The sequence below is a fragment of the Streptomyces sp. NPDC042102 genome, from assembly GCF_055582305.1.
This window is the reverse complement of record NZ_JBVJDL010000002.1, coordinates 984,547-1,004,862: the sequence shown is the minus strand read 5'-3', so window position 1 is coordinate 1,004,862 and position 20,316 is coordinate 984,547. Positions and strand designations below refer to the sequence as shown.

The 20,316-nt window shown below is 73.7% G+C and carries 16 protein-coding genes and 2 tRNA genes; 16 read left to right on the top strand and 2 right to left on the bottom strand.

What is annotated here, in order from left to right; all coding sequences use genetic code 11:
- The first annotated feature begins 26 nt into the window (after positions 1 to 26).
- The 10 genes from ACZ6KO_RS12560 (at position 27) to ACZ6KO_RS12515 (ending at position 10,073) form a co-directional block, all read left to right on the top strand.
- A complete protein-coding gene (locus ACZ6KO_RS12560) occupies positions 27 to 1,148 on the top strand; it encodes a TIGR03364 family FAD-dependent oxidoreductase (RefSeq protein ID WP_469303512.1) in 1,122 nt (373 codons plus the stop codon).
- 5 nt (positions 1,149 to 1,153) lie between these two features.
- The gene (locus tag ACZ6KO_RS12555) at positions 1,154 to 1,876 is read left to right on the top strand and encodes a phosphonatase-like hydrolase (RefSeq protein ID WP_469303510.1); all 723 of its coding nucleotides are present in this window, start codon (positions 1,154 to 1,156) and stop codon (positions 1,874 to 1,876) included.
- Positions 1,873 to 2,922 carry an ABC transporter ATP-binding protein gene (locus tag ACZ6KO_RS12550; protein WP_469303508.1) on the top strand — a complete coding sequence of 350 codons (1,050 nt, stop codon included), beginning with the start codon at positions 1,873 to 1,875 and terminating at the stop codon, positions 2,920 to 2,922. The genes ACZ6KO_RS12555 and ACZ6KO_RS12550 overlap by 4 nt, the downstream gene beginning before the upstream one ends.
- A complete protein-coding gene (locus ACZ6KO_RS12545) occupies positions 2,915 to 3,862 on the top strand; it encodes a 2-aminoethylphosphonate ABC transporter permease subunit (protein WP_469303506.1) in 948 nt (315 codons plus the stop codon). The genes ACZ6KO_RS12550 and ACZ6KO_RS12545 overlap by 8 nt, the downstream gene beginning before the upstream one ends.
- Complete coding sequence (locus tag ACZ6KO_RS12540; protein WP_401450500.1) at positions 3,849 to 4,646, top strand: ABC transporter permease; 798 nt, start codon at positions 3,849 to 3,851, stop codon at positions 4,644 to 4,646. Before ACZ6KO_RS12545 ends, ACZ6KO_RS12540 begins: the two co-directional genes overlap by 14 nt.
- A gap of 138 nt (positions 4,647 to 4,784) precedes the next feature.
- Entirely contained in the window at positions 4,785 to 5,867 is a 1,083-nt protein-coding gene (locus ACZ6KO_RS12535) for a 2-aminoethylphosphonate ABC transporter substrate-binding protein (RefSeq protein ID WP_469303504.1), read from the top strand.
- A 293-nt stretch (positions 5,868 to 6,160) separates the two neighbouring features.
- Entirely contained in the window at positions 6,161 to 7,714 is a 1,554-nt protein-coding gene (locus ACZ6KO_RS12530; RefSeq protein ID WP_469303501.1) for an alkaline phosphatase family protein, read from the top strand.
- Between the two features lie 182 nt (positions 7,715 to 7,896).
- Complete coding sequence (locus tag ACZ6KO_RS12525; RefSeq protein WP_469303499.1) at positions 7,897 to 8,676, top strand: HAD-IIA family hydrolase; 780 nt, start codon at positions 7,897 to 7,899, stop codon at positions 8,674 to 8,676.
- A 100-nt stretch (positions 8,677 to 8,776) separates the two neighbouring features.
- Positions 8,777 to 9,394, top strand: a complete 618-nt coding sequence (locus tag ACZ6KO_RS12520) for a hypothetical protein (protein WP_469303496.1) — start codon at positions 8,777 to 8,779, stop codon at positions 9,392 to 9,394.
- 16 nt (positions 9,395 to 9,410) lie between these two features.
- Entirely contained in the window at positions 9,411 to 10,073 is a 663-nt protein-coding gene (locus ACZ6KO_RS12515; protein WP_469303494.1) for a class F sortase, read from the top strand.
- 95 nt (positions 10,074 to 10,168) lie between these two features.
- Here ACZ6KO_RS12515 and ACZ6KO_RS12510 read toward each other — a convergent pair.
- A tRNA-Lys gene (locus ACZ6KO_RS12510) sits at positions 10,169 to 10,242 on the bottom strand.
- Positions 10,243 to 10,459: 217 nt separating this feature from the next.
- Here ACZ6KO_RS12510 and ACZ6KO_RS12505 point away from each other — a divergent pair.
- The 5 genes from ACZ6KO_RS12505 to ACZ6KO_RS12485 all read left to right on the top strand — a co-directional run bounded on the left by ACZ6KO_RS12505 (position 10,460) and on the right by ACZ6KO_RS12485 (position 17,835).
- Positions 10,460 to 12,049, top strand: coding sequence for a peptidoglycan-binding protein (locus ACZ6KO_RS12505; protein WP_469303905.1), 1,590 nt, complete (start codon positions 10,460 to 10,462; stop codon positions 12,047 to 12,049).
- Between the two features lie 11 nt (positions 12,050 to 12,060).
- Positions 12,061 to 15,078 (top strand): SPFH domain-containing protein, encoded by a 3,018-nt coding sequence (locus ACZ6KO_RS12500; RefSeq protein WP_469303492.1) that lies wholly within the window; start codon positions 12,061 to 12,063, stop codon positions 15,076 to 15,078.
- Positions 15,079 to 15,257: 179 nt separating this feature from the next.
- Positions 15,258 to 15,872 carry a lytic polysaccharide monooxygenase auxiliary activity family 9 protein gene (locus tag ACZ6KO_RS12495; RefSeq protein ID WP_469303490.1) on the top strand — a complete coding sequence of 205 codons (615 nt, stop codon included), beginning with the start codon at positions 15,258 to 15,260 and terminating at the stop codon, positions 15,870 to 15,872.
- Between the two features lie 64 nt (positions 15,873 to 15,936).
- Positions 15,937 to 17,634 (top strand): AMP-binding protein, encoded by a 1,698-nt coding sequence (locus ACZ6KO_RS12490; RefSeq protein WP_469303488.1) that lies wholly within the window; start codon positions 15,937 to 15,939, stop codon positions 17,632 to 17,634.
- A 127-nt stretch (positions 17,635 to 17,761) separates the two neighbouring features.
- Positions 17,762 to 17,835: transfer RNA gene (locus ACZ6KO_RS12485), tRNA-Lys, on the top strand.
- 97 nt (positions 17,836 to 17,932) lie between these two features.
- Here the strand turns inward: ACZ6KO_RS12485 and ACZ6KO_RS12480 are convergent.
- Positions 17,933 to 18,691: an IclR family transcriptional regulator gene (locus tag ACZ6KO_RS12480; protein ID WP_469303486.1), complete on the bottom strand. Its 759-nt coding sequence runs from the start codon at positions 18,689 to 18,691 to the stop codon at positions 17,933 to 17,935.
- Positions 18,692 to 18,931: 240 nt separating this feature from the next.
- Between ACZ6KO_RS12480 and ACZ6KO_RS12475 the strand changes: the two genes are divergently transcribed.
- On the top strand, positions 18,932 to 20,170 hold the full coding sequence (locus tag ACZ6KO_RS12475) for an LLM class flavin-dependent oxidoreductase (RefSeq protein WP_469303484.1): 1,239 nt from the start codon (positions 18,932 to 18,934) through the stop codon (positions 20,168 to 20,170).
- Positions 20,171 to 20,316 lie beyond the last annotated feature (146 nt).

Here is a 20,316-nt window from a genome sequence, read left to right as displayed (position 1 = left end):
CATGGTCCGCGACCACCGTTGCCGACGTGAGAGTCATAGTCGTCGGAGGCGGCGTGGTCGGCACCATGCACGCCTGGCAAGCAGTCGAACGCGGCCACGAGGTCGTCCAGATCGAGCGTGAGGCCGAGGCGCGCGGCGCCTCACTGCGCAATTTCGGCCAGATCTGGGTCAGTGGCCGGGCCGGGGGCGCGGAGCTCGACACCGCCCTGCGGGCCCGCGAGCTCTGGGAGCGGATCGGTGAGCGGGTCCCCGGCCTGGGCTTCCGCGCCATCGGATCGCTGACCCCGGTCCGGGGGGCCCGCGAGTACGCGGTCGCCGAGGCGGCCGTCGCCCGCCCCGACGCCGCCGCCCGTGGCTACGAACTGGTCACCGCCGACGAGGCGCGCGCCATCAACCCCGCCCTGCGCGGCGACTTCGAGGCCGCCCTGTGGTGCGAGCGCGACGCCGCCGTCGAGCCGCGCACCGCCCAGCTGCACCTGCGCGAGGCCCTCCGGGCGACCGGCCGCTACACCTTCCTGCCTGGACGGGAGGTGCGCGAGGTCGTCGGCGCCGCCGCGGTCCGCGACGACCACGGTGACGTCCACCGCGGCGACGCGGTCGTCCTGGCCACCGGCGCCTGGCTGTCCGGCGTGGTCCGCGAGCTGGTCCCCGACCTGCCCGTACGCCGCGTACGCCTGCAGATGATGCAGACCGAGCCCCTCGGCGAGGCCCTGACCACCTCGGTCGCGGACGCCGACAGCTTCCGCTACTACCCGGCGTACAAGTCCGCCGCCCTGGACGCGCTCAACGCCGAGCAGGCGCAGGCCCCGATCGCCGCCGCGCACAAGATGCAGCTGCTCATGGTCCAGCGCCTGGACGGCGGTCTGACCATCGGCGACACCCACGAGTACGAGCACCCCTTCGCCTTCGACACCCTCGAAGACCCCTACGACCACCTCACCGAGGTCGTCGAGTCCTTCCTGGGCCGCCCGCTGCCGAAGATCAAGCACCGCTGGGCGGGCGTGTACGCGCAGTGCACCGACACCTCCCGCGTCGTCCACCGCCAGCAGGTGCGCGACGGCGTCTGGCTGGTGACCGGACCCGGCGGCCGCGGCATGACGTGCTCGCCCGCCATAGCCGAGACCACCGCGAACGAACTGGGCTGGTAGAGAACATGAGCGACATCCACAGCAGCAGCAGCAACAGCAACAATGACCGGCGGCGCGCGCTCGTCGTGCTCGACATGGCCGGTACCACCGTCGCCGACGGCGGGCTCGTCGAGCGCGCCTTCGAGCGCGCCGCGCAGCGCCTCGGTGTCGAGCCCGGCTCCGCCGACCACGACGCCAAGCTCCAGTACGTCCGCGACACCATGGGCGAGTCGAAGATCTCGGTCTTCCGTCACCTCTTCGGCACCGAGGACCTCGCCCGGCAGGCCAACACCGCCTTCGAGCAGGCGTACGCCGAACTCGTCGACGGCGGCCTGATCGAGCCGGTCCCCGGCGCCCGCGAGGCCATCGAAAAGCTCCGCGCCGACGGCCGTACCGTGGCCCTGACCACCGGGTTCGCCCGGGTCACCCAGGACGCCATCCTCGACGCCCTCGGCTGGCAGGACCTGGCCGACCTCACCCTCTGCCCCGCCGACGCCGGCGGCCGCGGCCGCCCGTACCCGGACATGGTGCTCGCCGCGTTCCTGCGCACCGGCGCCGTGGACGACGTACGCGACATCGTCGTCGCGGGCGACACCGCGTACGACATGCTCAGCGGCACCCGCTCCGGCGCCGGCCTGGTCGCGGGCGTGCTGACCGGCGCGCACGGCCGCGCGGCCCTGGAGGAACACGGCGCCACCCACGTGCTCGATTCCGTCGCGCAGCTGCCCGCCCTCCTGGAGCGGCCGTGAGCGGCATCCGCTTCGACGCGGTCTCGGTCGCCTACCACGGCACGACCGTCCTGGACTCCCTGGACCTGACCGTCGAGCCGGGCGAGGTCATGGCGCTGCTGGGGCCCTCCGGTTCGGGCAAGACCACGGCGCTGCGGGCCGTCGCCGGCTTCGTCACCCCGGTCTCCGGCCGGGTGCTGATCGGCGGCCGCGACGTCACCGGGCTGCCGCCGCACCGGCGCGGCATCGGCATGGTCGTCCAGCAGTACGCGCTCTTCCCGCACATGCGGGTCGAGGACAACGTGGCCTTCGGCCTCAAGGCGCAGAAGGCCCCCAAGGCCGAGATACCCGCCCGGGTCGCCGAGGCCCTGGAGATGACCGGCATGGGCGCGTACGCCAAGCGCTACCCGCGCGAGCTCTCCGGCGGCCAGCAGCAGCGCGTCGCCATCGCCCGCGCGCTCGCCATCCGGCCGGGCGTGCTGCTGCTGGACGAGCCGCTCTCCGCGCTCGACGCGCAGCTGCGCTCCGGGATGCTCGCCGAACTGGCCCGGCTGCACCGTGAACTGCCCGACGTATCGATTCTCTACGTCACCCACGACCAGGTCGAGGCGCTCACGCTCGCCGACCGGATCGCCGTCATGGACCGGGCCCGCCTCCAGGACTGCGGCACCCCGCAGCAGCTGTACCGCGCCCCGCGTACGGAGTTCACCGCGTCCTTCGTCGGCAACGCCAACCTCCTGCCGGTGACGGTGGCGGACTCCGGCGCGGTCTTCGAGGGCCGCGCCCTCACCCTCGACGTCGGCAGCGCCGCGCCCGGCTCGCGCGCCACCCTGTGCGTACGCCCGCACCTGCTGGCCCTGGGCGAGGGGCCCAACGCCCTGCGCGGGCACATCGCCGAGGTCCAGTGGCGCGGCTCGACGCACCGGCTGTACGTCGACGTGGCCGGCCACCGCGTCAAGGCGGACCTGCCCGAACTGCGCGAGACCCCGGCCCTGGGCGACGAGGTGACCCTGCACTTCGAACCCCGCGACGCCGTCCTCCTGACGGCCGGGGTGTCCCATGGCTGAGGCCACGGGTCCGGCCACGGACACCCGCACGCTCCAGGAGCGGCCGCCCGCCCACCCGGGTGCCGTCCCCGTCCCCGCCCCCGCCCCCGCCCCCGGCCCCGTCCCCGCCCGCGGCCCGCGCGGCGTACCGGGCTGGGTGTGGGCGCTGCCCCCGCTCGCCGTGCTCGCCCTCGTCTTCCTCTACCCGCTCGCCCTGGTCGTCCAGCAGTCCCTCACCCCCGACAACGGCGGCGGCGCCTTCTCCGCCTACGCCGGCGTCTTCGGCTCGAACGCCTTCCGGGACGCGCTGGGAACCACGGTGTGGCTGGCGGTCGGCGCCACCGCCGGGTGTCTCGTCCTCGGGTTCACCCTCGCGCTGATCATCGCCTTCGTGCCCTTCCCCGGGGCGCGGGCCGTCGCCAAGTTCATCGACGTCTTCCTCTCCTTCCCCTCCTTCCTCATCACCCTCGCCCTCCTGTTCATCTACGGAACGGTCGGCATGGCCAACGGGGTCTGGACCGACCTCACCGGCGCTGCCGAGGGCCCGTTCCACTTCCTGACCACGCCGTGGGGCGTCCTCCTCGCGGAGATCACCTACTTCACCCCGTTCGTCATGCGCCCGCTCCTGGCCGCGTTCTCCCAGCTCGACACCGCGCAGCTGGAGGTGGCCTCCAGCCTCGGCGCGCGGCCGGGCAGGATCATCCGCCGGGTGATCCTGCCCGAGGCGCTCCCCGCGCTCGGTGCCGGCGGCAGCCTCGTCCTGGTCATGTGCCTCAACGAGTTCGGGATCGTCCTCTTCACCGGAGCCAAGGGCGTCACGACCCTCCCGATGCTCATCTACGGCAAGGCCATCCTCGAATCCGACTACCCGGCCGCCTGTGTGGTCGCCGTCGTCAACATCGCGATCTCCGTCGGCCTGTTCGGCCTCTACCGGGTGGTGAGCAAGCGTGCTGGTGCATAGCAAGGCGGGCCGCTGGGCCGCCTGGGGCGTCTTCGGGGTCCTCTTCCTGCCGCTGTTCGCCCTGCCCCTGCTCGTGGTCGTCGCGGCCTCCTTCGCCGGCCACTGGTCCGGGGCCTTCCCCTCCGACCCGACCACCGAGCACTACGCCGCGGCCGTCCGCGGCGAGTCCCTGGAGGCGCTGACCACCAGCCTGGTGACGGCCGTGGTGGCGAGCGTGCTCGCCCTCACCGTCGGCAGCTGGGCGGCCCTGGCGGCCGCCGGCCTGAGGAAGCGCGGGAAGCGGACGCTGGACGCCCTGTTCATGCTGCCGGTCGCCGTGCCGTCCGTGGTCGTCGGCCTCGCCGTCCTCGTCGCCTTCAGCCGGCCGCCGCTGCTGCTCAACGGCACCAGCAGCATCGTCATCCTCGCGCACACCATCCTTGTCACGGCGTTCGCCTACCAGTCGGTGTCGGCCGCGATCGTCCGTCTCGATCCCGCGTACGAGCAGGCGGCGGCGTCCCTGGGCGCCCGTCCCGCGTACGTGCTGTGGCGGGTCAAACTGCCCCTCCTGTTGCCGTCCCTCACCGCGGCGGCCGGACTCTGCTTCGCCCTGTCCATGGGCGAGTTGAGCGCCACGATGATGCTCTACCCGCCGGACTGGCTCCCGCTGCCCGTCCGTATCTTCACTGCCACCGACCGCGGTTCGCTCTTCAGCGGCTCCGCCGTGGCGGTGGTCCTGATGGCCACGACCCTGCTCGTCCTGCTGGCCGTCTCCCGTATCCGCACCAGAGCCACCTACCGCTAGCCCCTCCCCAGCCGTAGCCGGCATCCCCGCACCACCCCCGCACCACCCCCGCACCACCCCCGCAACCCCCCGCGCCGCCGCACCTCCCCGCACCGCCCTGCATCTCCCCGCAGTCCCTGTCCCGAGGAGCTCCACGCCATGTCCCGTTACGTCCGCCCCCTCGCCGCCCTCACCGGCAGCCTCGCCCTCGCCGCCTCCCTCACCGCCTGCGGCGGTTCGTCCGACACCTCCGGTTCCGCCGAGTCCAAGGGCGGTGGCGAGAAGGTCGTCACCGTCTACAGCGCCGACGGCCTCAAGAGCGACAAGGGCGACGGCTGGTACGACAGGGTCTTCGCCGACTTCACCAAGAAGACCGGCATCGAGGTGAAGTACGTCGAGGGCGGCTCCGGCGAGATGGTGCAGCGCGCCGTCCGCGAGAAGACCAACACCCAGGCCGACGTGCTGATCACGCTGCCGCCGTTCATCCAGCAGGCCGACGGCAAGGGGCTGCTGCAGTCCTACAAGCCGCAGGGCTCCGACAAGGTCAACGGTGCCGACAAGGCCCCCGACGGCAAGTGGACCTCGGTCGTCAACAACTACTTCGGGTTCATCTACAACAAGAAGGAGCTCCCCGCCGCGCCCAAGACGTGGGAGGAGCTGCTGGACGCCAAGTACAAGGGCAAGCTGCAGTACTCCACCCCGGGCGTCGCGGGCGACGGCACCGCCGTGCTCATCAAGTCGATGCACGACTTCGGCGGCAAGGAGCCGGCGATGGAGTACCTGAAGAAGCTCCAGGCCAACAACGTCGGCCCGTCCTCCTCCACCAGCAAGCTCGCGCCCAAGACCGACAAGGGCGAGCTGCTCGTGGCCAACGGCGACGTGCAGATGAACTTCGCCCAGTCCAAGTCCATGCCGAACCTGGGCATCTGGTTCCCCGCCAAGGACGGCGGCAAGCCCACCTCCTTCGCCCTCCCGTACGCGGCCGGCCTGGTGGCCGACGGCCCGCACTCCGAGAACGGCAAGAAGCTCCTGGACTACCTGCTCAGCGAGGAGGCCCAGAAGCTGGTCAGCGAGGTCGGCGGCGGCTTCCCGGCGCGTACGGACGTCAAGCCCACCGACGCCAACGCCGTCGAACTCACCAAGCTGATGGGCGGGGTCGAGATCTTCGAGCCCGACTGGGCCGACATCGACAAGAACCTCTCGTCGTACGTGGACGCCTGGAAGGCCGCGACGGGCAGCTGACGTCCGGCGCGCTCCACGGCTCGTCGCCTCAACCGGTCAACCGTACTTCCGCTCTTGCGTTCCTCCCCTGGTGCCCCGCCGGATCCTCCGGCGGGGCACCGCCGCGTTCACGCGGGCGGCGGCTCTCGTCCCGGAGGCCGACGGGCGAGCGCAATCAGCTCTTAACCGGGCGGCCATGCGGGCCGGACATGCTCTGGACCGGTCGCTCGTGCATCGCTTTGATAACGGGTCTGGACCAAACGCGTGCCGCACCCGCACCCCCGTCCTTCACCACCTGCTCCCAGGAGGAGTACGTGTCCCCTGTCCTGCCCGGACGCCGTGCCGTGGCCCTGACCGCCTCGGCCGCCGCCCTGATCGCCGCCACCGTCGCCGCCGCCCCGGCCGGCGCCGCGACCGCGGCCGTCCCCGCCGCTGCTGCCGCTGCCGCCGCCGCGAACACCGACAAGGTCCTCGTCATCGGCCTGGACGGCGTGGTCGTCGACCGCGTCAAGGCCGCCAACGCCCCCCACCTCAACGGTCTGATGGCCCAGGGCCTCACGGCCAAGAGCACCCTGTACGCCAACCCCATGGGCGCCACCTCCTCCGGCCCGGGCTGGTCGACCATCGCCACCGGCGTCTGGCCCGACAAGCACGGCGTGAAGGACAACTCCTTCAACGGCAAGAACTACACCGCGTACCCGGACTTCCTGACGCGCGCCGAGAACGCCAACCCGGCGCTCAACACCTACGCGGCCGCCGACTGGGAGCCCATCACCTCCACCGACCAGAACGGCCCGATCTTCTCCCCGAAGGTCGACAAGCGCCTCTCCCTCAAGGGCGACCGCGACGGCTACCGCAACGAGGACCCGAAGATCGCCGCCGCGGCCGCCACCGAGCTGCGCACCGGCAACCCGGACGCCTCCTTCGTCTACTTCGGCGAGGTCGACGCCGCCGGCCACTCCAGCGGCGCGGGCAGCCAGGCGTACCTCGACGCCATCGCCCGCGTCGACGCGCTCGTCGGCCAGGTGCTCACCGCCGTCCAGCAGCGTCCGACGTACGCCCAGGAGAACTGGAAGATCCTCGTCACCACCGACCACGGGCACACCGGCTCCGGCGGCCACGGCGGCTCCTCCATCGCCGAGCGCGGCACCTTCGTCATCGCCAAGGGGGCGGGTATCCCGGCCGGTTCGGTCCGTGACGACGTCCGTCTCGTCGACGTCGCCGCGACCGCGCTCCAGCACGTCGGCGTCTCCACGGCCGGCCTGGACGGCGTACCGCTGAACGCCCCCGACAGCGACCCCTTCGACGCCCTGCGCCCGGCCCTCCAGGCGCGCGTGGACGAGACGGGCATCCCCGCCGGGGTCAAGGGCTTCACGCACACCCCGCCGGCCGGCTGGTCGGTGGACAACTCCAGGATGGGCACCGGCGGCGTCACCGAGTGGGCCGGCTGGGCGTTCGCGACCGACGAGTTCTGGAGCCAGGCGCAGCGCGACCAGTGGCGCGAGCTGAACGTCCGTTCCCGTGACGTCTTCGCCGTCGCCGACTCCGACGAGTGGGACGACAAGAGCCACACCGGCACCTTCGACTCCACGCTGATCACGCCCAAGTGGGCGGTCACCGGCGGCTCCGTCGCGACGCTGCGCTACCAGACCCACTACCGTCAGGAGGCCGGCCAGACCGCGCAGGTCCTGGTCTCCTACAACGGCGGCACCCCGACGGTGGTCAAGAACTACACCGCCGACGCCGTCGCCAAGGGCGAGGCCCTCAGCCTCCAGGTCCCGGCCGGTGCCACCGACGTCCAGGTCCGCTTCCGCTACAGCGGCAACAACAACTGGTACTGGACCGTCGACAACGTCACCCTGGGCTGATCACCGCGCGCGGCCACGGCCCCGCAGGGCCGTGGCCGTGCCGGGGCCCTGGCCGTGCCCGGGCCGTGCGGGGCCCGTGATCACGGTTCGGACGCGGGGTCACCCGTTCGCCCGACCTCGATAGGGTGGTCGAGACCAACCGACCCCAGAGGTCAGAGGCCACCGCAGAGCGGAGAGAAGTCGTGGCAGAGCGCAAGCCGATCGAATCCTGGCTCACCGACATGGACGGGGTCCTCATCCACGAGGGCACCCCGATTCCCGGCGCCGACGCCTTCATCAAGCGGCTGCGCGAGTCCGGCAAGCCCTTCCTGGTGCTGACGAACAACTCCATCTACACCCCGCGCGACCTCCAGGCCCGCCTGAGCCGCATGGGCCTGGACGTGCCCGTCGAGAACATATGGACCTCCGCCCTCGCCACCGCGAAGTTCCTCGACGACCAGCGCCCGGGCGGCACCGCGTACGTCATCGGCGAGGCCGGCCTCACGACCGCGCTGCACGACATCGGCTACGTGCTCACCGACCACGAGCCGGACTACGTCGTCCTCGGCGAGACCCGCACGTACAGCTTCGAGGCCATGACCAAGGCGGTCCGCCTCATCAACGCCGGTGCGCGTTTCATCTGCACCAACCCCGACGAGACCGGCCCCTCCACCGAGGGCCCGCTGCCGGCGACCGGCGCCGTCGCCGCGCTGATCACCAAGGCGACCGGCAAGAAGCCGTACTTCGCGGGCAAGCCGAACCCGCTGATGATGCGTACGGGCCTCAACGCGATCGGCGCGCACTCCGAGTCCAGCGCCATGATCGGCGACCGGATGGACACCGACGTGCTGGCGGGTCTGGAGGCGGGCATGCAGACCTTCCTCGTGCTGACCGGTCTCACCACGGTCGACGACACCGAGAAGTTCCCCTTCCGCCCCACCAAGATCGTCGACTCGATCGCGGACCTCGTCGACCTGGTCTGACGGGCTGCCGGTCTGCTGAACCCGTACGGACCAGCGGCGCGCCGCTCCGGATGCGGAGCGGCGCTCTGCGAGTGAATCTTCTGGGACGAGGAGGTTCACGATGCGCACTGCTCTGCTCGCTCTCCGTGTCACCGGCGCCGCGGCCGTCCTGACGGCCGTCTCCGCCGTGACCGTTCCCGCCGCGCTGGCGAACGAAGGCAACCGGGGCACGGTCTCGGTCAGCCCCTCCACCGCCCGCCCCGGGGAGGAGGTCGAGCTGCGCGTCCACGGCTGCGACGGCCGCCGCGGCTGGGCGAAGTCCCCGGTCTTCGTCGCCGACGCCGAGCTCTTCGGCCGCGAGGGGCACGGCAGTCCGCTGTTCGGCGAGGCGAAGATCCGCGCGCACGCCGATCCGGGCTGGCACACCATCCGGGTGAACTGCGACGGCCGTCACGACAAGGCGACCGGCTCGATCCAGATCGTCCGCCACGGCGGCGGGCACCAGGGCGACCACCACGGCGAACACCGGCCCGATCACCGCCCCACGCCCGTCTGGCCCGTCCACGCGGGCGGCGGCGGGATGTCCGCCGAGCTCGCCGCGTCGACCGCGAAGAAGCAGCACGACAGTGACGGCCCCGGCCTGCCCCACACCGTGATCGGTGCCGTACTGGCCGCCGTCGCCACGCTCGCCGTCGCCGGCAAGGCGCTGGCCATGCGCCGCCGCCGCAGCGCCGAGTGAGCGAGGGGGCCCGCGGATGACGGAGGAGCCCCGGGCCACCGGCGGCGGCCGGCTGCTGACCACCGCCGCCTGGACCGTCCTCGTGCTGGGGCTGTGGCTGTGGGGCCGGGAGATCACCGAGGCGCCGCCCCCGGACCCGGGTGGCGCGGGCTCGGCGTACGTCGTCGGCCTGCCCGCCGCGCACGCCCCGCAGACCGCCGCCGGCCTGCCGCAACGCCTGGACGTCCCGTCGCTGCGCATCCAGGCCCCGGTGATCGCTCGCGGCCTGGACGCGCAGGGCGCGATCGACCCCCCGCCGTACGACAGGCCGGGCACCGTGGGCTGGTGGTCCGACGGCACCCGGCCGGGCGTGGCCGGGACCGCGCTGCTGGTGGGGCACGTGGACACCGAGTCCAAGCCGGCCGTCTTCTACGGGCTGAGCACGGCCCGGCCGGGGGACAAGGTGCGCGTCGTGCGGGACGACGGGACGGTGGCCGAGTTCACCGTCGACGACGTGCAGGTCTACGAGCGGCAGGCCTTCGACCCGCACAAGGCGTACGGGTCGCGGGTCAAGGGGCGGGCTGAGCTGCGCCTGGTGACGTGCGGGGGGACGTACGACAAGGTGGCCAAGCAGTACACGGCGAACGTGGTGGTGTCGGCGTACCTGACGGGAACGGGCGGCGTCGCGCGCGACGTGTGAGCCCCACCGGTCCGCCCGCCTCGGTACGCCCCGGCTACGTCCCGCCCCGGACAACGAAGAAGCCCCCCGCTCGCGCGAGGGGCTTCTTCCGTCTGTGCGCCGCCAGGGACTCGAACCCCGGACCCGCTGATTAAGAGTCAGCTGCTCTAACCAACTGAGCTAGCGGCGCCTGCTGACAGAGAAAACTCTACCCCACGTTTCGCGGTGTCCGTGACCAGCCACGCCCGACTTGTCCGATTAACGAATATTCGAGGGGTTTTCGTGCACGATATCTCTCGGTCGATCCGTATCTGACGCCCCGCCAGATGCGCGCTGTCGGCTGCCGCCCGGGACGAGACCGAGACGTGGACGAGCAGGGGAGTGGGTTGGGCATGCAACAGCCGCAGATGCCGATGCCGGTCTTCGAGGAGTACGAGCCCGCCGGCGACTGCGCCTGCCAGGGCTGCGCCGAGCGCCGCCGGGCGCCGGCCATAGCGCTGCGGGACGGCGGGCACCCCGCCGCGCACGGCGCCCGGCGCGCGCTGGTGCTGGCCACGGCGGCCGGCGTGGTGCTGGGCGGCGGCGGTGGCGCCGGCATCGGCGGCGTGGGGACGGCCGCGGCCCTGACCCCGGACGCCGTCCCGGCCGCCCCGCGGACCGACGCCCCGCGGACCGATCCCCCGCAGGCCGAGGATCCGCCCGGTTCGCCCCAGGGCAAGCGGTCCCCGCTCCACGGCCGGCCGGGCCGGCCCGGGCCGCAGGCGGGAGCGCCGGGGGCGGCGAAGCGGATCGACCGGGCGACGATCATCAACCGGGCGAAGGTGTGGCTGGACGCCGAGGTCCCCTACAGCATGGAGAAGTACTGGACGGACGGCTACCGGCAGGACTGCTCCGGCTACGTCTCGATGGCGTGGAACCTTGGTACGAACGAGTGGACCGGCAGCCTGGACAAGTTCGCCACCAAGATCACCAAGGAAGAGCTGCTCCCCGGTGACATGCTGCTCTTCCACAACCCGGCCGACCCCAACAAGGGCTCGCACGTCGTGATCTTCGGCGGGTGGGTGGACGACACCCGGACGCACTACGTCGCGTACGAGCAGACGAAGCCGAACACGCGGAAGCTGGCGACGCCGTACGGGTACTGGAACAACTCGGCCAAGTACCTCCCGTACCGCTTCACCGGCGTGACGGGCGGCGTCGAGCCCCAGCCGCAACCCCAGCCGCAGCCGACGCCGCAGCCCCAGCCGCAACCGCCGACGGGGCCGGCCGCCCAGGGGTCGATCTCGCAGGCGTTCCCGGGCGCGGCGAAGTTCGGGCCGGGCGCCGACAACGAGTACGTCGCCCAGCTCGGCCGGATGCTGATCGACCGGGGCGGCCGCCGCTTCTACCCGAAGGGCGCCAGCACCAAGTGGAGTGACGCCGACCGGCTGGCCACGCAGGCCTTCCAGCAGGCGCAGGGCTGGACCGGCGCGGACGCGGACGGCATTCCGGGCGAGCACACCTGGCGCCTGCTGGTGCAGAAACAGGGCAAGGACATCGTCCCGATCCGCACCGGCACGCCAGCCCAGGCCACGGGCAACAGCGCCCGCCCGGCCACGGGCAAGGGTGCCCGCCCGGTCACGGGCAACGCGGGCCGTCCGGTCGCGGGCAACGCGGCCCGTCCGGCTACGGGCAACGGTGCCCGTCCGGTCACGGGCAACGGTGTCCGCCCCGCCACGGGCCCGGGCGCCCGTCCCGTCGTCGGCGCCGGGCACCCGATCCCGGCGTTCCCGGGTGCGGCGGTCTTCCGCCCGGGCAGCAGCCACCCCTCGATCGAGGCGCTGGGGCGGCAGCTCCGCAAGAAGGGCTTCGGTACGCACTACACCTCCGGTCCGGGCGCCCGCTGGACCGAGGCCGACCGCCGCAACGTCGAGGCCTTCCAGCGCGCCCAGGGCTGGCGCGGCGCCTCGGCCGACGGCTACCCGGGCCCGGAAACCTGGCGCCGGCTGTTCGCATGACGGAGGCAACGATGTACCCCACGCGCACCACGTTCACGACGGGCACCCTGCTGCTGCCCCCGTCACGCCTGTCATCACCGCTGTCGCCGCCGCTGCCGCCCGCGGCACCGGTCAGCTCGGGGTACGGGGTGGTCCCGGCCTGGGCCGTCCCGGAGGCGGACCTGCCGGGGGCCCGGGCCGCGGAGTACGGGCGGATCCCCGCGCCCGGGGTCGAGGTGGCCGTGGCGCAGGCCGTAGCTCACGCGATGGCCGAGGCGGACACGCCGGACCTGCCGCGGCTGCCGGCGGTCGGCGGAAGCCTGGTCACGGAGGTCCCGGCGGACCTGCCGTTCGCGGCCCCCCGCACCCCGGCGCGCCCCACCGCCTCCGTCGACGACCCGCTCCCGGCCCCGGCCGCCACCCCGGGACCGCCGCCGCCCGCCGCACCGCCCCCTGCGACCCCTCCCGCGGGTCCCTCGGCGGCCCGCCCGCCACGGCCGTCGGGCCCGCACCCGCAGACCCCGGCCGCACCCGCGTGGGCCGGCGGGCCCGCCGGGTTCCCGGCACCCCACGCTTCCGCCCCGGCGGAGCCGGTGGCCGTCGACGGCCGGGAGGCGACGTCCGCCGGATCGGCGGCGTCAGGCCCAGTGGCCGGGCTCCGCCCGGGCGCTCGCGCCGACGCGGAGTCCACGGCGGCCGATCGGTCCGTGCGGCCGGTGGCCGGCGACGGCCCGCGGCCGGCATACGCGGGCCCGGCCGGGTCCGCCCGGGACACCCGCCCTCCGGCGGACGAAGGGCGTGCCCCTTCGCCGCTGCCCTCGGCGGAGTCGGCGGCCGCTGGCCGACGCGCCGGGAAGCCGTCGACGAGGGCGTTCACCGACGACCCGGTGTTCGCCACCGGCTGGGCCGCCGCTTCCGTGCCCGGACACACGGCCCCTTCCGGCCCGGACGTCATGGACGCGGCGCGGTCGCTCGCGGCCGACGGACGGACCGGCGGCCCCTCCGCGGACCCGTACGCCGCCCACCCGGCGGCCCTCTCCACGCCGGACCCGGTGCGCCGCGCCGCACCCGAGGCGGACGTCCACGCCGACGCGGAACCGTACGTCGTGCCGGGCCCCGTGCGGTCCGCCGGACCCCAGCCGAGGGACGTATCCGATGTCGGCGCCGACATCGGCATCGCCGCGGCCCCGGCGTACGACGGTTCCGCGCCGGACCCCGGCCCCGTCGCACACGGCTTCGTGGGGGAGACGACGGACGCCGCCCCCGGTGGCCACCCACGCGCCGAGGGCGCGGCGCACGCCTCCCTGCCGGTCCGCCCGTTGGGCTTCACCGGGCGCCCGGACACCGGTCCCGCCCCGGCAGCGGCCCACACCGGCCCCGCCGCCACACCCGTTCCCGCCGTTCTCCGCGGCCCTGCCGCCGGCGCGGCCTCCCCGGCCCCGTCGGCCCTCGGCCCGGTCACCGCGGACGGCGCACCCCACGTGGCTTCCCGCCAAGCTGTCACGGCCCCCGCGGCCCCGCTCTCCGGGGCTGCGGCAGTCGGCACGGGGACGGCGCACGACGGTTCGCTCGCGCCTGCCCGCCTCGACGTCACGCGGGGCGCCGCCGCCACAGGCCGGGACCCGGAGGGCCACGGTCCCCGCCCGGCCCGCCTCCCGGTGGCCCCGCCCGGCGACGCGCCCCGGGTGCGACCCCGTCCCGAAGGAGCAGCGGGTGCAACCCCCGCCCCGGCCGCCGCGGACGGTGTTCCCGCCCCGGCCGACGGTGTTCCCGTATCCGCCGCTTCCACCGCCGCCCCGGCAGGCGGGACGAGCCTCGCCGACGCTCCGTCCCGCCCCGACACCGCCGACGGGACCGGGGCCCACCCGGTGCCCCCGTCCGAGGGCGCGCCGGACGGCGCCCCCGCCCCCGCCCCCGGCACCCGCAGGGTTCGTCTCACCGGTGCCTCGCTCAGCGGTGGTCCCGCCGCCCTCGCCGGGGCCGCGGCTTCGTTCGTCGTCGCCGGGAAGGCCGTCAGCCGGGTCGGCCTGAGCCGGAACACCGGCCCCGGCCCCGGCCCCACCCCCGACACCGGGCACCGGAACGACACCGCTCCCACCCCCGCTGCGCCCCGGACCACGCCCCCCGTCGCCGTACCCCCGCGCCGTGTGCCGCTCGGCGACGCGCGGTTGCGGGAGGTGCGCGGGCCCGTGCTGCCCGGATGGGTCGGGGTGCTCGTCGGGCTCGTCGCGGCCGCCGGGTGCGCGGGCGTGCTGTGGCGGGCCGGGGTGCTGCCGGCCCAGGTGGTGGCGGCGTTCGGGGTCGAGCCCCGGCCGTACGCCGGGCTGCGGGCGTACCACTGGCCCCCGCTCGCCTTCCTCGGCATCGTCGCGCTGCTCGCCCTCGGCGGCCTCGGCCGCGGCAAGGTCGGCCACGCCTGGGTGCTCACCCTCTTCGGGCGCTACCGGGGCACGGTCCGCAGGGCCGGGCTGCTCTGGATCAGCCCGTTGCTCCTGCGCCGCAGGGTCGACGTACGCATCCGCCACTGGCGCAGCGAGCCCATGCCCGCCGTCGACGCGGGCGGCCTCGCCCTGCGGGTCGTCGTCCAGGTGGTCTGGAGGGTCAAGGACACCGCCCGCGCCACCCTCGCCGTCGCCGACCACACGGCGTACCTGGCCGAACAGGTCGAGTCCGCCATGGCCCGCGTCCTCTCCCAGCTGCCCGCCGACGCCTTCCACGAGGACGCGCCCACCCTCCGCGACGCCGAAGCCGTCGGTGACGCGCTGACCCGGATGCTCGCCCTCGAGACCGAGGCCATCGGTGTCGAGGTGTACTCCGCCCAGCCCACCCGGATCGAATACGCGCCCGAGGTCGCCGCCGCCATGCAGCGCCGCCGCGTCGCCGCCATCGACGCCAAGCACCGCGACAGCGTGCTCACCTCGGTCGTGGACGCCGTCGACGACACCGTCAACCGGCTGACCACCCGGGGCCTGGTCGAGCTCGACGACTACGAGCGCAAGGCTCTGGTCAAGGACCTCACCGTCGCCTTCTACACCGGCCGCGCCGAATAACCCAGCGGCACACCCCACCCCGCACCGCGATTGGTATGGACAACGTCAACTCGCGTCAATAATCTGAGACTTGGTCTAGACCTGGATCCCCGGTGCCGGCCGCACCGGGGAACCGTCATCCCCACTTCCCCACGCGTGCGCACGCTCACCGGACATCCCCCCACGTTCAAGGGAGCATCATGCGTAACACCCGCACCGTCTCCGCCAGACGGGCCGGCGCCGCCACGCTCGGCCTCGGTCTCATAGCCGGCGCCTCTCTCCTCATGGCCCCGAGCGCGAGCAGTCACGGCTACACCGACAGCCCCATCAGTCGCCAGAAGCTCTGTGCCAACAGGACCGTCGCCAACTGCGGTCAGATCCAGTGGGAGCCGCAGAGCGTCGAGGGCCTCAAGGGCTTCCCGGCCGCCGGCCCCGCCGACGGCAGGATATGCGCCGGCGGCAACGGTCAGTTCGCCGAGCTCGACGACCCCCGTGGCGGCGCATGGCCCACCACCAGGCTGACCAGTGGCCAGAACTTCACCTTCCGGTGGCAGTTCACCGCCAACCACTCCACCACGGACTTCAAGTACTACGTCACCAAGAACGGCTGGGACCCCTCCAAGCCCCTGACCCGCGCCTCCCTGGAGTCCCAGCCCTTCCTGACCATCGCCTACAACGGCGCCCGCCCGCCGATGACCTTCTCCCACCAGGGCGCGCTCCCCAGCGGCAAGACCGGACGCCACCTGATCCTCGCCGTCTGGACCATCAACGACACCGCCAACGCCTTCTACGCCTGCTCCGACGTCCAGTTCTGACGTTCAGTTCTGACGTCCGGTCCGGCGTTCAGTTCTGACCCTTCGTCAGCTACTCTCCGGCCGCATGCGGACCACACCCGGAACCGTCGCGGAGCTCATCACGCGCCAATGGGGCGACCACCGGCCCGGGCTGCGGTACGGCGACACCGTCCTCAGCCACCACCGGACCGCCCAGGAGGCCGCCGCCCGCGCCGCGCTCCTGGCCGACCTGCTGCCGCCGGGCGCGCAGCCGCACGTGGGGGTGCTGCTCGACAACACCCCCGAGTTCCCGTTCTGGCTCGGCGCGGCGGCCCTCGCCGGGGCCGCCGTCGCCGGGATCAACCCCACCCGGCGCGGCCCCGAGCTCGCCCGCGACATCCTGCACACCGAGTGCGCCGTGCTGGTCACCGAGCAGGCCCACCTGCCGCTGCTCGCCGGGCTCGACCTGCCCGGCGTACGAATCCTGGTCACCGACGGCGGCGAGCACGGCGACGAGCGCGCCGAGGAGTACGCCGCCCTGCTCGCCCCCTACGCCGGCGCCCGCCCCGAGGACGTCGCCGCCCGCGCCCCCGGTCCCGCCGACCGGCTGCTGCTCTACTTCACGTCCGGCTCCACCGGCGCGCCCAAGGCCGCCATCTGCACCCAGGGCCGGCTGGCCGCCGCCGGGGCCTCCCTGGCGCGCCAGTTCTCCGTCGGCCCGGACGACGTCCACTACGTCTGCATGCCGATGTTCCACGGCAACGCCGTCATCGCCGACTGGCTCCCGGCACTCGCGGCCGGCGCCTCCGTCGCCCTGCGCCGGCGCTTCTCGGCCTCCGCGTTCCTGGACGACGTCCGCGCGTACGGCGCGACCTACTTCACCTACGTCGGCCGGGCCGTCCAGTACCTGCTGGCCACCCCGCCGCGCCCCGAGGACCGCGACCACGCGCTGCGCCTCGGCTTCGGCACCGAGGCCGGGGCGGTGGACGCGGCGCGCTTCGCGGAGCGGTTCGGGGTACGGCTGGTCGAGGGGTACGGCGCCACGGAGGGCGGCGCCTCCGTCCAGCGGACCCCGGACACCCCGCCCGGGGCGCTCGGCCGGGCCGGCGCCGGGGACGACCTGGCCGTCGTCGACCCCGCCACCGGCGCGGAGTGCCCGCCGGCCCGCCTGGACGCCGACGGCCGGCTGCTGAACGGTTCCGAGGCCATCGGTGAGCTGGTCAACCGGGGCCGCAGCCTCTTCGAGGGCTACTGGCGCAACCCCGGCGCGGAGGCCGCCCGTACCCGCGACGGCTGGTACTGGACCGGCGACCTGTTCTTCCGCGACGCCGAGGGGTTCCTCTACTTCGCGGGCCGCACGGACGACCGGCTGCGCGTGGACAGCGAGAACCTCGCCGCCGCGGTGATCGAGAACATCCTGGCCCGCTGGGACGCCGCGAGTGCCGTCGCCGTCTACGCGGTCCCCGACGAACGGGCGGGCGACCAGGTCATGGCGGCCCTCGCGCTGCGCGACGGCGTCGCCGCCTTCGACCCGGAGGCGTTCACCGCCTTCCTCGCGGCCCAGCCCGACCTCGGCACCAAGATGGCCCCGCGCTACGTACGGGTCCTCGCCGCCCTGCCGGTCACCGCGACCAACAAGATCCACCGGGTCGCCCTGCGCCGGGCCGGCTTCGCCGCTCATCCCGACCCGGTCTGGTGGCGCCCGCCGGGGTCCGCCGCGTACCGCCCGCTGACCGACCGGGACCGGACGGAGCTGCTCGCCGCGTACGCCGCGCAGGGGCGGGCGGACCTGCTGGGCCGCTAGGCCCTGTCGCGACCGGGGCGACCCCAGGCGACAGGGGTGACCCGGGTGACCGGGGTCACGTTTGGCGGCCCCGGGATGGTGGTCACGAGCACCCCTCGGGACCAGGTAGTATTTTCTCTGTCAGCAGGCGCCGCTAGCTCAGTTGGTTAGAGCAGCTGACTCTTAATCAGCGGGTCCGGGGTTCGAGTCCCTGGCGGCGCACCTGAAGCTCAGGGCGGGTACCGGTTCACCGGTACCCGCCCTGAGGCGTTTCCGGAGGTCCCAGAGGTCCCGCAGGTCCCAGAAGCCCGGGGCTCGTCTAGAGCGTCAGCGACAGCAGCAGGGGCGCGGCCTTCCGGTTCAGCGCGTCCGCCGCGGCCCGCAGCCGGTGCGCGTGCTCGACCGGCATCGACAGGGCCAGGCAGCCGACCGAGGCCCCGGCCGTGATCGGTACCGCCGCGCAGACCGTCCCCACCGCATACTCCTGGAGGTCCAGCACCGGCACCGTGGCGGGCTGGGAGTCCAGCTTCGAGAACAGGATCCGTTCGTTGACGATCGTCTTCGACGTCAGACGGGCGATCTTGTGCCGGGAGAGGTGGTCGCGGCGCCCGTTCTGGTCGAGCTGCGTCAGCAGGCACTTGCCCACGGCGCTCGCGTGCGCCGCCGAGCGGAAGTCGACCCACTCGTGGACCTTCGGTGTGCGCGGGCTGTCCGCGAACTGCGTGATCCTGACCTCGCCGTCGACGTACCGGCTGATGTAGACGGCGGCCCCCACCGAGTCCCGCAGCCGGTCCAGGGTCTCCTGCAGCTTGTTGTGCAGGGCCTGCTGGCGGTCGATGCCCGAGCCGAGCAGGACGAGCGAGTCACCTATCGTGTACGCGCCGTCCGACACCTGCAGGACGTACCCCTCACGGCGCAGCATGAGGAGCATGGGGGCGAGATGGACGGCGGGCAGGCCGGTCTCGCGGGCGATCTGTACGTCGGTCACACCGCCCGCGTGCCGTCCGATCGTTTCCAGCACGCGCAGGGCGTACTGCACCGAGTGGAACGGCGCGGTCGGCTCGGGCTTCAGCGCCACGGTTTCCCCCTAGCAGGTTGTTACCGCTTGCCCTACCACGATAGCCATCAAGAGGCCCATGTGGAGCGCCTGTTGATGAGATTGATGGCTCAATCATGCCCCTTCGCCAGTGGCTACTCGCATGGCATATGCCAAGGTCATGAACCGTGCCCCGGTGCACCGGGAATGACTGCCCGCCGCAGCCTGTTCGATCCCTTCGTACGGGCGGACTGACCTGAGCGGTATGTGAGGGGAGCGACGATGAGTGACGCCGGGGACGGGCTCGGGGGCCGGGGGAAGCCGGGCGCCGCCGGGGGACGGGGCGAACGCCAGACCGGGGGTCCCGTCGAACCAAAGACCGAGAGCCCCTCCGAACACCGGACCGAGGATCCCGTCGCACACCGGACCGAGGGTTCCGCCGCCCCCGCCCCCGCCGACCCGATCCGCGGCGCGGCCCGCGGCACGGCGCCGGTGCCGCTGTCGGTGCTGGACCTGGTCACCGTCGGCGTCGGCAGCACCGCCCACGCCTCCCTGCGCACCAGCGTGGCCCTCGCACGGCTGGCGGAGTCCCGCGGCTTCGAGCGCCACTGGGTCGCCGAGCACCACTCCATGCCCGGGGTCGCCAGCTCCTCCCCGGCGGTGATCCTGGCCCACCTCGCCGCGCACACCTCCCGCATCCGGCTCGGCTCGGGCGGGGTGATGCTGCCCAACCACGCGCCGCTCGCCGTCGCCGAGCAGTTCGGCACCCTGGAGGCCCTGGCGCCGGGCCGCGTCGACCTCGGGCTCGGCCGCGCCCCCGGCACCGACGGGCGCACCGCCCTCGCGCTGCGCGGGCCGGGCCGGCTGGACGAGGCGGCCGAGGAGTTCCCGCGCCAGCTCGCGGAGCTGACCCGGTTCCTCGACGACGACTTCCCCGACGGCCACCCCTACGCCCGCGTGCACGCAGTCCCCGGCCCGGTGCAGGGTCCGGCCGCCCGGCCCCCGCTGTGGCTGCTGGGCTCCTCCGGGTTCAGCGCGCGCCTGGCCGGGCAGCTCGGGCTGCCGTTCGCGTACGCCCACCACTTCTCGGCGGCGGGCACCGTACCCGCGCTGGAGCTCTACCGGGACAGCTTCCGCCCCTCCGTCGTGCTGGACGAGCCGTACGCCGTCATCGGGGTCGCCGCGCTCGCCGCCGAGGACGCGGCCACCGCGCGGGCCCAGGTGCTCACGGGCGCGCTGTCGATGCTGCGGCTGCGGTCGGGCCGCCCCGGGCTGGTGCCGACGCCCGAGGAGGCGGCGGCGTACCCGTACACCCCGCTGGAGCGGGAGTTCGTGGAGGGCTGGCTCGCCACGATCGTGCACGGCACGCCCGACGAGGTCCGGTCCGGGCTCGACGACCTGGCCAAGCGGACGGGCGCGGACGAGCTGATGCTGACCACCAACGCGCACAGCGGGGCGGCGCGGCTGCGGTCGTACGAGCTCGTCGCAGATGCGTACGGGATGCCGACGGCCGCCTCCTGACCCGGCCGGCGGCGCGTGAACGGGGTTTGGCTGGTTTGTTGCCGAAACCGTGCGCCGGGCCTCCTCAAGGGAGCCTTAAACCGCTCGTCACCAGGGGTGGCGAGCGGTTTCTGATGTGACGTCAGGCTCCTGACTTGGGAAAATGC